10 protein-coding genes are annotated in these 11,794 nt (G+C 62.8%); 4 read left to right on the forward strand and 6 right to left on the reverse strand.

What is annotated here, in order from left to right:
• Positions 1 to 2 precede the first annotated feature (2 nt).
• Together MTR72_RS18545 and MTR72_RS18550 are read right to left on the reverse strand one after the other, a co-directional pair.
• A complete protein-coding gene (locus MTR72_RS18545) occupies positions 3 to 956 on the reverse strand; it encodes an N-acetylmuramic acid 6-phosphate etherase (RefSeq protein ID WP_280969325.1) in 954 nt (317 codons plus the stop codon).
• Between the two features lie 19 nt (positions 957 to 975).
• Positions 976 to 1,911 carry a BadF/BadG/BcrA/BcrD ATPase family protein gene (locus MTR72_RS18550; protein WP_280970907.1) on the reverse strand — a complete coding sequence of 312 codons (936 nt, stop codon included), beginning with the start codon at positions 1,909 to 1,911 and terminating at the stop codon, positions 976 to 978.
• A 116-nt stretch (positions 1,912 to 2,027) separates the two neighbouring features.
• Between MTR72_RS18550 and nagA the strand changes: the two genes are divergently transcribed.
• The 4 genes from nagA (at position 2,028) to MTR72_RS18570 (ending at position 6,263) form a co-directional block, all read left to right on the forward strand.
• Positions 2,028 to 3,212, forward strand: a complete 1,185-nt coding sequence (nagA, locus tag MTR72_RS18555; protein WP_280969326.1) for an N-acetylglucosamine-6-phosphate deacetylase — start codon at positions 2,028 to 2,030, stop codon at positions 3,210 to 3,212.
• Positions 3,213 to 4,415: an aspartate kinase gene (locus MTR72_RS18560; RefSeq protein WP_280969327.1), complete on the forward strand. Its 1,203-nt coding sequence runs from the start codon at positions 3,213 to 3,215 to the stop codon at positions 4,413 to 4,415. It begins immediately after the preceding gene.
• 270 nt (positions 4,416 to 4,685) lie between these two features.
• A complete protein-coding gene (locus MTR72_RS18565; RefSeq protein WP_280969328.1) occupies positions 4,686 to 5,267 on the forward strand; it encodes a hypothetical protein in 582 nt (193 codons plus the stop codon).
• 204 nt (positions 5,268 to 5,471) lie between these two features.
• A complete protein-coding gene (locus MTR72_RS18570; RefSeq protein ID WP_280969329.1) occupies positions 5,472 to 6,263 on the forward strand; it encodes a response regulator transcription factor in 792 nt (263 codons plus the stop codon).
• Positions 6,264 to 6,269: 6 nt separating this feature from the next.
• Here MTR72_RS18570 and MTR72_RS18575 read toward each other — a convergent pair whose 3' ends face one another.
• The 4 genes from MTR72_RS18575 to MTR72_RS18590 form a co-directional block, all read right to left on the reverse strand.
• Positions 6,270 to 7,742: an HlyD family type I secretion periplasmic adaptor subunit gene (locus tag MTR72_RS18575; RefSeq protein ID WP_280969330.1), complete on the reverse strand. Its 1,473-nt coding sequence runs from the start codon at positions 7,740 to 7,742 to the stop codon at positions 6,270 to 6,272.
• Entirely contained in the window at positions 7,739 to 9,475 is a 1,737-nt protein-coding gene (locus tag MTR72_RS18580) for a type I secretion system permease/ATPase (protein ID WP_280969331.1), read from the reverse strand. The genes MTR72_RS18575 and MTR72_RS18580 overlap by 4 nt, the downstream gene beginning before the upstream one ends.
• Positions 9,476 to 9,614: 139 nt before the next feature.
• Complete coding sequence (locus tag MTR72_RS18585) at positions 9,615 to 10,073, reverse strand: hypothetical protein (protein ID WP_341510816.1); 459 nt, start codon at positions 10,071 to 10,073, stop codon at positions 9,615 to 9,617.
• A gap of 268 nt (positions 10,074 to 10,341) precedes the next feature.
• Positions 10,342 to 11,772, reverse strand: a complete 1,431-nt coding sequence (locus MTR72_RS18590; protein ID WP_280969333.1) for a hypothetical protein — start codon at positions 11,770 to 11,772, stop codon at positions 10,342 to 10,344.
• Between the last annotated feature and the right edge of the window lie 22 nt (positions 11,773 to 11,794).

The following is an 11,794-nucleotide window of genomic DNA, read 5'->3' on the forward strand; positions in this document are numbered from 1 at the left end:
CGTCACGGCTCGACCGCTCCCCCTCGATTGCGCGCCGCTCCCTTTGGATGCCGGTCACGATGCAGGTCACGAGTCCTGGCGAGCTCGGCAAACACGCGCCGAAGGTTGCCGTCACAGCTTTTCAGCACCGCCTTGGCATCAACCCCGTCGACACCCAACGCCAGAAGGACTGCCGTCTTGATGTCTCCCTCGGCCTGCTCAAGCGAGCTCGCGGCATGCGACGGGTCACAGTGCGCGATTTGCGCGACCATGGCCTCGGCGCGCCGCTTCAGCTTGGCATTGGTCGGCTGCATGTTCACCATCATGCCGCGATACACCCGGCCAAAGCGCAGCATGATCCCTGAGGAGATCAGGTTGAGCACGACCTTCTGTGCGGTGCCCGCCTTCATCCGGGTGGAGCCGGCGATCAGCTCGCGACCGGTCTCGATCAGGATCGGAAACTTTGCCGATGCCAGCAGTGCGGTGCCGGGATTGTTGGCGACACCGATCGTCACTGCACCGAAGGCGCCTGCGCGCTGCAGCGCCGCGACCGTGAATGGCGTTGTCCCGCTGGCGGCTACCGCAATCACCACGTCGTGCTGTGTGAGCCGCGCGGCGTTGATCTGCGTGACCGCATCATCGACATCGTCCTCCGCGCCTTCGATGCTGCTGACGAACGCGCTGTCGCCGCCGGCGACGATGAAGCGGACGCGCTCCTTGGGCCAGGCGAAGGTCGGCGTCAGCTCGGCGCCGTCCTGGACCGCCACGCGGCCCGAGGTGCCGGCGCCGACATACACAATGCGTCCGCGGTCGCCCAGCGCCGCCTTGGCCGCTTCGGTCGCCGCCGTGATCGCGGGAAGGGCATGGCCGATCGCGGCGACTGCCGCAAGCTGGCCCTCCCACATGGCTTCCATCGCTGAGTTGAGCGACCATGCATCAAGATCGGCAAAGCGGGGATCGACTTCTTCGGTGGCCATATAGTTGATCCATGCGCCCTCAACCGGGGAACTTTGAAACCTGTTCATGGTCGGTTTCTCGCTCAGTGTCTCTCTTGGGCAGTTCAAGCCGGCCTCGCGCCACAAGTAAGGCACCGGCCGTCGCATCGGCGTCAGGACGCCTCAAGCGGACGCGCAGATCGGGCGTCAGCCACGGCGTAATGGCATCCGCGAGTCCGCCCACGAGCGAGAGCCGGTCAATTCCTCTCGCCAGGAACAAGTCGAGCAGATCGCCAATGGCATCGGCGGCGCGTTCGACAATGCGACGGCCGACTGGATCGCCCTGGTTGGCGTGCCGCATCACGATCGGCGCGAACGCGGCGTAGTCCGTGGCCTTGGCTTCTTCAGACCAGGCCACGGCCTGATAAGGATCATGATCGAATGCGCCCAGCACCTCCGAAAGCAATGGGGTCAGCTCGCCGCGGCGATCCGCGGCGCGCAGCGCCAGTCGGACGACCTGCAGGCCGATGTCGGCGCCGCTGCCTTCGTCCGATACGGGAAAGCCGTAACCGGCAAGACGGATTTCGCGGCCGTCGATCAGGCCGACACCCACCGAGCCGGTGCCGGCGACCACGATGGCCCCGTCCGCCCCACTATGGGCGCCGAGACAGGCCGCCAGGCCGTCGCTGATGAAGATGACGGACGCAAAGGGATGCGCGATCGCGTTGAGCGCCGCTGCCGCGCCTCGGCGACCGAGACCGGCAAGGCCAATTCCGACGTGCATCCGCACGAAGTCCTCGCGCATCAGTCCGGCCTGTGCGGCTGCTGCTTCAGTGGCCTCCATGATGGACCGCCAGGCCTTCTCGATGCCAATACGCGTCGTGGCGGGCCCTGAACTCGCTTCGCCGAGTACCCTGCCGTTTCCGTCCTCGATCCGGGCGCGGCAGCGGGTTCCGCCGCCATCAATGCCGAGATACGTGGTATCTTTCATCGCCATGGAAGTTAACGCGAGGGTTTCGCTCCGGGTCCTCCCCAAAGCCCTTGCTGTAGATATGAAGTCTTGGACGGGACACGCCTCACGAGTCCGTGACCGCCATTCTCGGATCAATACTGATGGGCCACGCCAGCTCTTCCGTCTCGCTCTCGATTGCCGCGCAGCACATCTTTGATGGGGTCGACATGCGTGGGCCGGGCTCGGTCAGGATCTCGCAGGGGCGGATTGAAAGCATCATATTCGGCGAGCCGGAGGCGCACGCCTCAATCCGCCTTCCCCGGGATACGATCCTTGCACCCGGATTCATCGATATCCAGGTGAACGGAGGCGGGGGCGTTCTTCTCAACGACCAGCCGACGGAGGTTGGTGTTCAGCGCATCGTTGCGGCGCACCGCAAGCACGGAACCACGGGCTGCCTCCCGACCCTCATCAGCGATCGCAGCGACGTCATCGAGCGGTTGGCTGTAGCCGCCCGCGCTTGTCCGACGATTCCCGGCGTACTCGGCTTTCATCTGGAGGGGCCGGCCCTCAACAGGTCTCGCAAGGGCATTCATCCGGAAGCCGAGATACGCGTGCCCAACGGCTACGATCTCGCCGCAATCAAGAGCTTTGGGGACTGCGGCCGCTCCATCGTGACCTTGGCGCCGGAATGCGTGCCCGCGTCCATGATCGACGAATTGATCGGCGCCGGATTGCGTATCGCGGCCGGCCACAGCGATGCCACCGCAGCCGAAATCGGGCGGGCGGTCGATCGCGGTGTTTCGGGGGTGACCCATCTGTTCAATGCCATGTCGCAGCTATCCGCCCGCGAGCCGGGCTTGGTGGGCGCCGCGCTCGGGGATGACCGGCTGTTCGCAGGGATCATCTGCGATGGCATCCATGTCGACCCTGCCAGCTTGCGCGTTGCCTTCCGCTGCAAGGGGCGCGATCGATTGATGCTGGTCACCGATGCCATGCCATTGGCGGGCACGAGTGAGCGGCACTTCATGCTGCAGGGAAGGCAGATCACCTTGCACGACAATCGCCTGACCGGCCCGGACGGCACACTCGCGGGCGCTCACCTCACCATGATCGAGGCGGTGCGCAACGCTGTTGCGCTGATCGGAATCTCCCTTGTCGATGCTCTCATCATGGCGTCTCGGACGCCCGCGGCATTTCTGGGCCTAGAGTCCGAGCTTGGACGGATCGTGCCCGGATACCGCGCGGATCTTGTCGCCTTCAATCCGAACTTCGAAGTCGTCGGCACATGGATAGGCGGTCTCGGTTCGACGGGCGAAGCGAGCGAGACTTTTCACCGGGGTTAGATGCGCAACAATCCCATCATCGTGCAAAAATATGGCGGGGTCTGCCTTGAAACACCGGCGAAAATTCGTGCGGTTGCGCGCAGTCTCGCCGATCTGCATGTCCGCGGTCATCGTGTCGTAGCGGTCGTCTCCGCCATGGGCACGACCACCGACCAGTTGATCCAGATGGCTTATCAGGTAAGCCCTGCTCCCAATCGCCGTGAACTCGACATGCTGCTGACGACCGGTGAGCGCATCAGCATGTCGCTGATGAGCATGGCGCTTGCCGATCTCGGCGTGCCCGCGATCAGCTTCACCGGCAGCCAGGCCGGCGTGATGACCGACGGCTCCCATTCCTCGGCACGCATTTTGGATGTACGGCCCGTTAGAGTGCGTGAGGAACTTGATCGTGGGCGCGTCGTGGTGCTGGCAGGATTTCAAGGCGTGAACCCGGCGACCAGAGAAATCACCACGCTTGGCCGGGGCGGCAGCGACACCACGGCCGTCGCCATGGCCGCGGCGCTGAAAGCCGAGCGCTGTGAGATCATCAAGGAGGTCGACGGCATTTGCTCGGCCGATCCGCGCGTCGTGCCGGATGCAAGGCCGCTGCGGCGAGTGGATTTCGCATCCCTGTCCGAAATGTGCTTCTGGGGCGCAAAGATCCTGCATTTTCGCAGCGTAGAGCTGGCGCAAAGTCAGCACGTGCCTCTGGTGCTCAAGCAGTGGGGTGGCGGTGAGCGCGGCACGCAAGTGATGAAGGAGGTTGCAGGGATGGAAAGCGGGAAGGTTCTGGCCGTCAACTCGATGGCTCGCATTGAGCATGTGGAGATTGATTCCAGGGATCTCAACCACGGCTTCGAGAAGTTCGCGCAGCATCTCAAGCAAAACAGTCTGTCCTGGCCGCAGCTCCTTGCATCACACTTCGCGACAGGAAAAACCAGCATGACCGTGGCCTGCGATACGGAGTGGCTCGACGCGCTGCTGCGCACGCTGGAGGTCGCCAAGGACCTGCGCAAGCAGCGCGAGGCGTCAAGCTCGGTGAGCCTCACCTGCTTCGGCGGCGTTTCGTCGGAATTGCCGTTCAGGGCGTTGCAGGTTCTCGGGCAGCACGGGATCGTTCCCGACAAATACGTGTTGTCGCCGCATTCGGTCAGCCTGTTTGTCCCTGTGGAGAGCCGGGAGGTTGCGGTTCAGGCGCTACATTCGCTTGTCCAGCAAACATAGCTTCGCGGAGCAGCGGACATCGCTCCAACTTGCGCCTTGATCTCCAAATTGCGGGAATGAACAAATCTCCGAGCAACTTGAGTTGCGAACTCAAGCGCGCGGCAATCCCGGCGCGAGTCCGGAGCACGATCGTACCGTCTCGTCCAGGCAAGTGCGCGGGCCGCCACCCGCGCTTAATGAGCGTTTAACGCTTTTGCGCAACAGATAGAGATCACCAGCGCGGAAGTCCTAGTTACGAGTGCGAGCCGAGCTCCCGGGGAGGGGAATCGGATGGGACTGCTTTTCGTTGGAGTGATCGCTGGAGTCCTGATCGGCTTTGGCTGGTTTGCGCCTTCCCGAGGATATTTCCTGGGGTGCGCATCACGACCCTGTTTCGACAGCGTTGCAGTCGCTCGACCCGCGGACCCCACGCCGAAGGTATCGGCGTCAGATCCGGCGATCGTCAAATCGAATTCTGCAGCTCCGGCAAGGTCCGGCAAGACATCATCTCCGAAGAAGCGGAGATCGGCCGACCTCGCAAAAGCGGCGTCCCCGCGCACGAGGATCAGCGTCCCGGCATCCGAACGCCCCGCGGAAAAATCAGATCCTGTTCTGGACAAGGCAAAGGTCGCGATCGCAGCGAAGTTGGAGGATCCGGGATCGGTTGAATTCAGCGATATGAAGCGCGCGATGCGGAAGAACACGTTTGGACGCCCTGTGGATACGATTTGCGGGCGTTTGAAAACAATAACCGCGTCAGGCGCGATTGGAGAGAGGCCATTTCTGTATCTCGTGAAGGAGGACGAAGCATACGTCGTCGACGGCAAGTCGGGGTCGGCGGCGTCAACCGCGTACCGAAATATCTGCAATTAGGGAATGCGCGACCGCGCCACGGCGCGGCACGCGCGAAATGTTTTGAGCGGAAAGAATTTCCACCCAGGTGCCAGGCCAATCCACAGTGGATACGACGGCTGGCGCTGCGCGTGATGGTGCATTCAGGATGAATGCCGCCGCGGGGAACACGCAACACGGATCGATGGGACTGTCGCAGAAATTCTTTTCATTTCCGAGGAAATCATGGACGACCTAACCAACTCCTCAAAACGGCTTGATGGATCGCTTCACTTGCCGGTTCTGGTGATCATCGAGCCGCTCCTGTTGCCTCGGACATGTATTCTGAACGTCCTCAGGCGGGAATTGGCCGACTTCGAGATCCTCGACATGGCGACGGTCCAAGGCTTGGACTGCACGGCAGCCCGCGATGTTCGCCTGGTGGTGCTGAGTATCGCGGACAAGCGCATCGGCGATGCCTCGGTTGAGGACGATCTCGCCTTCGTTGGCGAGTGCTGTCCCGGCGCTGCCGTCGCGATCCTGTCAAACCATGATGACGAGACGACCGCGCAAGCTGCGATGCAGCGGGGCGTGCGCGGCTTTCTTCCCACCTCGCTACCAATCGAGGTCGTCATAGCCGGCCTGCGCCTCGTTCTGGTCGGCGGGGTCTACAGGCCGTTGCCGGTCGCCGGATTGAACAGGATGCCGGGCTTCGAGCCGCCGGATGCGCGCGGGCTTGCATCCGCTTATCTGATGAACGAGGCGACCAGAGTGGCCATCGAGAGGAGCATGACCGATCTCACGCCTCGAGAGCAGCAGGTTCTCGCAGAGCTGGAGCTTGGCCTGCCCAACAAGCTGATCGCCGCCAAATTGAATCTGTCGGAAAGTACCGTCAAAATGCACATTCAGCACATCATGAGGAAATGTGCCGCTCACAATCGCACGGAAGCGGTCCTCCGCTGGCGCGGCCGGTTGCCCGCACCGAGTCGCGATCACGAGCCGGGCCCAGCTTCAATGCCGGAGATCCAGTCGCCCTGATCAGGATCAATCCTCTCGGAATGCACCGCGGAAGCTGTCGAGCAGGGGCCTCAGCGCGTAAAGTGCGACCGTGCCGCGCCCTGTCGTGATGAACACCTGAACCGGCATGCCGGGGACGATCTGGATGTCGTTTGCGGCGATCTGCGCATCGTCGATCCGGATCTTGGTCGCGTAGTATGGCTGGTCGGTACGCTTGTCGAGAAGCCGGTCTGCGGATACGTGCACGACCGTCCCTTTCAGGCGCGGCACGCGACGCTGATTGTAGGGTACGAGATGCACCTCGGCATTGAGGCCGGGATGAACCACGTCAATGTCCTCGGGCCTGAGGCGGGCGGTCACGATGAGGCGGTCTTGCCGGGGCACGAGGTCCATGAGCGGAGCGCCAGCCCCGATGACGCCGCCGGTTGTGTGAATCCGCAGGTCGGTTATCACGCCATCCTCGGGCGCCTTCACCTCCGTTCGTGATAGTTGATCCCTGGCCGCAAGCAACCGCTCGCGGAGCTGGAATATCTGGTTCTGTGCTTCGCGAAGCGACTGCGCGATCTCGTTCTGCCGGTCGCTCTCGAGCTTGAACAGCGTGGCCTGCTGCTCGCTGATGACCTGCCCGGCGCGAGAAATCTGTGCAGTGATCTCGCCGCGGCGACCCTCAACGTCGGCCAGTTCACGTTGCAGGTTCAGAAGCCGCGGCCGCCGTTCCAATCCCTTGTTGACGAGGGTCGTGACCATATCGAGTTCTTCCCGGACGATGTCGCTTCGCCGTCCGGTGGCGCTCTCCTGAGCCTTGAGGCCTTCGATCTCCTTTTCGACCTGATGCCTCCGCTCGCCAATGACCGCAAGCTGCGATTCGTGAACCTGGCGGCGCGCCTGGAAAATGAACTGCTGCGCCGACACCGCAGCGGCCGCCACCTCGCTCTGCTTGCTGTCCTGCTCCAGCGTGCTCGGGATTGCGATCGTCTCAAATCTCTGCTGCTCGGCCTGAAGCCGCGCGGCACGCGCAATCGCATCCCATAACTGCCCCTGAAGGCTTTGCACCTCCGAATCGGCGCGGGTATCGTCCAGCACGATCAGCGTTTGTCCGCTTCGCACGACATTGCCGTCCGAAACCAGGATTCTCCTGACGATCCCGCCCTCCAGATGCTGAATTGTCTTGCGGCTCGATTCCGATTCCACGACGCCGGACGCGATCGCGGCACTCTCGAGAGGCGCGAGGCACGCCCAGGTGCCAAGTCCGAGCATGAAGCCGAGCACCAGCAGATTGCCCGCGAGGGTGACACCGCGAAGCCTGGCGCGCGGAGAGATCGGCGTGGGGGTCGAGCACCATGGAAACTCGAGAGGCTCGTAATCGTCGATTGCGGTCACGACGCCGCCAAGTCGCCCGGCGCGCGGGAGGCTTGCGGGTGTTCGCGTGATCTGGTCCCAGATCATGGGAAGTCGTGACGCCGCGGCAAGCTTCCAGTTCGTTGGAAAATTCCAGATCATGGTGCAATCTGCGATGTAACCTGCGGGCGGCTCAGGTGCTGTTCAAAGATTTCCTCGCTGTCGCCGAACGCGACGACCGCGCCGTCTTCCATGATGGCAATCTTGTCCGTGGCCGCGAGGAGACCCATCCGGTGAGTGACGACGACCAGAATGACATTTGCGAGCTTCATGCGCTCGATGGCATCCAGCAGCATTCGTTCGCCTCCGTAATCGAGGCTGGCGTTCGGCTCGTCGAGAACGACGAGACGTGGAGTGCCGAAGAAGGCCCGGGCCAAGCCGAGGCGCTGCCGATATCCACGCGAGAACGCCTTTTCACTATGAACAACCGTGTCGTACCCAAGCGGCAGGCGCATGATCGCCTCATGGATGCCGACGAGCTTGGCTGCGTCGACGACCTTCCGCCGATCGGCATCTTCAAGTCGTGCGATGATGTCGTTTATGGTGTCGCCGAGCAGGTTGATGTCCTGGGGGAGATATCCGAGACGATGGCCGCTTCGCTGCTCGCGAAGCAGCGCGACGTCGGAATTGTCGAGGAGGACACCGCCATGCGTTGGCATCGACAGCCCGGCGATCACCTGGCCAAGCAGGGACTTGCCGGACCCGGACGGACCGATAATGCCAAGGCACTCTCCGGGCGCGAGCCTGAACGAGATATCTTTCAGCAGGAAATGGTTGGTCCCCGCTAGTCTCACGCCAACGTTGTCGACGACGAGACCGCTCCGCGCTTGTTGTGGTGAGTTCTCTGCATCGTGCTGCTCGGTGGCGGGGAACGCTGCGAGAAGTGCGCCGAGCCGCTGACAGGCACTTGCGGCCGTCACGAGTGATTTCCAGCCCGCGATTGCACTCTCGACCGGCGCGAGCGCCCGGCTGAACATCAGCGTAGACGCAAAGATGATCGCCGGACTTTTCCCGTGATCGAGGACGAGCCAGGCAGCAGCCCCCATGATCAGGACTTGCGACAGCGCGCGGACCGGTTTGGTGGCCAGCATGACGATCTCGCCGCGCCGGAGTGCCACATCGTGCTCTCTGCGCGCGTCCTGCGCGTCATGGTGGATCGCGCGCGCTGCGCTATCGAACATTCCCATGGCGCGAATCATGTGGATGTTGCCGGCGGCGGCCTGAAGGCGGCCGTAGCTTCTGGACAGTGCGGCGCCGGATTTGAGCAGAACGTCCTCGGTGGCCAGATCTCCGGCAACCGTCAGAGCGAACAGGAAGGCCACGCAGCAGGCGCCCACCACGCCAAGCAGGGGATGGATCAGAAAGAGGACCAGGAGGAACAGGGGCGCCCAGAGCGCGTCGAACAGCATCGGACATGCGCCGGAATCGATGAACTGGCGCAGCACGGTGAGATCCCGATATGCGTCCGACGCCGGCGTCCGATCGCTGCGAAATGCGGATTCGAGGTTGGCCGAAAGCACGCAAGGACGAAGCCGATCGTCGAGCCAGGCGCCAAGGCGTCCCAGGACCGCGCGCCGCAATGCATCGAACACCCCGCCGACCACCACCGTGATCGCGACAATGAGCGTGAGCAGCAGCAGCGTGTCGCCGCTCCGGCTCGACAACACCCTGTCGTAGATCTGAAGCAGGTAGATGGAGGGCGCAAACAGAAGCAGGTTGTAGCTGCAACTATACGCGAATACGAGGCCAAGCGGTCCGGCACAGGACCAGAGCGCCGTGTGCAGCGGCGTCTGGATTTCCGGCAGGATGGGCAACCGAATGGGCGGCATCAGCATGATCGTCACCGCCTGAAATCGAGGTCCGGCGCACTTGCCGACGTTCAACGCAATCCGGTCGCGGCATCGGCGGGCATTGGCTTGAACTCCAGGACCGGCGGCATTGGCCGCCGATCCTGCCTGTCGAACGAGCTGGTGGTCAGAATGTATCGAGATGGAAGCTCACTTCTCCGCCCAACGCGGCGTTGCCGTCGCCGCCATTGCCGCCGATGCCGGCCACGACCTCCTGGTGCTGGTCCACCACGAGCTTGTTGATCTGAGTGGCATCCGTGTTGGCGTATACCTTGGAGGTATCGTGGCCGCTGTAGGATTTCTGGTTTCCGTTCGACTCGGCGTCTCCGCCATGGGCCTTGGAAAACCATGAGGCCTTGGCGTTTGCGCCGCCGGCATCCCAATCCGCCGTCTGCTTGACGTGATCGCCGGTGTTCACATGCACATCGGCGCCGTCTGCCTTGTTGGTTGGATCGAAGTTCAGCGTCGGTTTGCTGATGATGGCTCCCTTGAAGGTACCGTCGCCGCCATTTCCGACACTTTGACCACCGGTGTTGATCGATTTGAATTCGATCGAATCCGAGATGTTGATTGCCTTGGGCAACATTTGAGCCTCCGTTCTTGTGTTGGCTGTCGTGCACCATCCCTCCCGATCAGGCGGACGCGCACGGCAAGTCTGATCCGCCCATGCGCGATGCCGATAGATGTCAAATTGGATACCATCCGGTCTGGTCGACCTACGTACGAAAGTACGACATTCGTCGCGCAACGTCGGAGCGCGAAACGTCAGGGGAGGGCGCCTCTGCGCGGGATTGCATGCGCAGGACGGTGTCCGCCGTTAGCCAAGGGCGAGCGCGGACGGTTGCGATGTTTCGCTATGCCAACAGATGAAGATCCGACAGAAGATGGGCGGAAAGATCGCCACCCAGCGCGAGATTGCCGGAGCCGCCATCCCCGCCAATTCCGGCAATTTGGACCGCACTCTGGTCGATGTGCACGTTGTTGACCTGATCGGCCACTGCCGTCGAATGGGGACCTGCGATTGCGATGTTGATGGGTGCGTAGACCGCGACGCTGACATCGATCAGGCTTCCGGCAAAATAGCCGTTGCCGCCATTGCCTGCGCCATTCGAACCGGTCGCGATCGTGTCGGAGCCGCCCCACAAGCCATGGGAGAGAAGGCTTGCGTGGCCGCCCGCCGCGGCGTTGCCGTTGCCGCCGTGCCCGCCAATGCCGGCGAGCTGAACTATGGATTGATCCACATAGGCGTCATTCGTCTGCACCGAGTGAACGTTGGAGCCATAGCCTGCGACTGCGATGTTGATCGGGTCGTACAGTACGAACGAGGTATGAACGAGGCTCCCGTAAAACGCGCCGTCGCCGCCATTGCCGGCCTGGCTCCCGCCCGTTTGAACGTCGAAGGCGCTGGCGCCGTTGCTTGATCCCCAGCTCGGGTCAAGTGTCATGATGCTGCCGCCGGCGGCGACATTGGCATTTCCGCCACTTCCGCCGACGCCCGCGATCTGCGTGGCCGATTGATCGATGTCGACCGTGTTCGATTGACTTGCATGCGCAGTGCCGCCCGATCCCGCCACCGCAATATTGATGGGATGATAGATCACCACCGGTGCGTCCACCAACGCACCCGAGAAATAGCCGCTGCCGCCGTTTCCGGCACCGTTGTCGCCGCTCGCGATCATGCTGGAGCCCAGGGAAGTACTGACGCTGCCGCCTGAGGCAATGTTGTCATTGCCGCCATGTCCGCCGATGCCGGCCATCTGAAAGGCGGATTGATCGACATTCAAATTGTTGGACTGGCTGGCCAGCGCGACCGAACCGTATCCAAGACTCACCGAGATGTTGATGGGCTCATAGATCAGCAGGGACGCGTGAACGATGCCTCCGTAGAAGTAGCCGTCGCCGCCGTTCCCGGCCGTGTTCGCCCCGCTCTCGGCCGCAGCAACGCCTGTCCCGGGATGGGATGCGCTAGAGTCAAGCTTGGTGGCCGGAGAATCCAGGCCCGCTGTCGTGTGGTTGCCGACGTGACCGCCCGTGCTGACCCCCGATGCGATGGGCTGTTCGGATTGACCCGGACCGGAATCATGAGGCGAGGAATTTGCGCTCGCGGAATGCGCTCCAAGGCCTGCAAACGGGCCCGGACCATGGACCAGGCCGCCAGCGCCGGCCGGCTCCGTCAGGAACGGGGCTTTCGGAGCCGGACCCGGTTCATCGTCGCCATCGTAGCCGTCGTGGCGATGGGAGGCGTGATGCAGCCGGATTCCATCCGACATCCGCGAAAAGTCCATCGTAGCCTCCCTCATCACAATC

Source organism: Bradyrhizobium sp. ISRA442 (assembly GCF_038085055.1).
Lineage (GTDB): Bacteria > Pseudomonadota > Alphaproteobacteria > Rhizobiales > Xanthobacteraceae > Bradyrhizobium.

What these genes read in the sequence shown, in the direction of transcription:
- MTR72_RS18545 (WP_280969325.1), bottom strand. Translation starts at nt 956, where the DNA reads ATGGCCACCGAAGAAGTCGATCCCCGCTTTGCCGATCTTGATGCATGG.
- MTR72_RS18550 (WP_280970907.1), bottom strand. Translation starts at nt 1,911, where the DNA reads ATGGCGATGAAAGATACCACGTATCTCGGCATTGATGGCGGCGGAACC.
- nagA (WP_280969326.1), top strand. Translation starts at nt 2,028, where the DNA reads ATGGGCCACGCCAGCTCTTCCGTCTCGCTCTCGATTGCCGCGCAGCAC.
- MTR72_RS18560 (WP_280969327.1), top strand. Translation starts at nt 3,213, where the DNA reads ATGCGCAACAATCCCATCATCGTGCAAAAATATGGCGGGGTCTGCCTT.
- MTR72_RS18565 (WP_280969328.1), top strand. Translation starts at nt 4,686, where the DNA reads ATGGGACTGCTTTTCGTTGGAGTGATCGCTGGAGTCCTGATCGGCTTT.
- MTR72_RS18570 (WP_280969329.1), top strand. Translation starts at nt 5,472, where the DNA reads ATGGACGACCTAACCAACTCCTCAAAACGGCTTGATGGATCGCTTCAC.
- MTR72_RS18575 (WP_280969330.1), bottom strand. Translation starts at nt 7,742, where the DNA reads ATGATCTGGAATTTTCCAACGAACTGGAAGCTTGCCGCGGCGTCACGA.
- MTR72_RS18580 (WP_280969331.1), bottom strand. Translation starts at nt 9,475, where the DNA reads ATGCTGATGCCGCCCATTCGGTTGCCCATCCTGCCGGAAATCCAGACG.
- MTR72_RS18585 (WP_341510816.1), bottom strand. Translation starts at nt 10,073, where the DNA reads ATGTTGCCCAAGGCAATCAACATCTCGGATTCGATCGAATTCAAATCG.
- MTR72_RS18590 (WP_280969333.1), bottom strand. Translation starts at nt 11,772, where the DNA reads ATGGACTTTTCGCGGATGTCGGATGGAATCCGGCTGCATCACGCCTCC.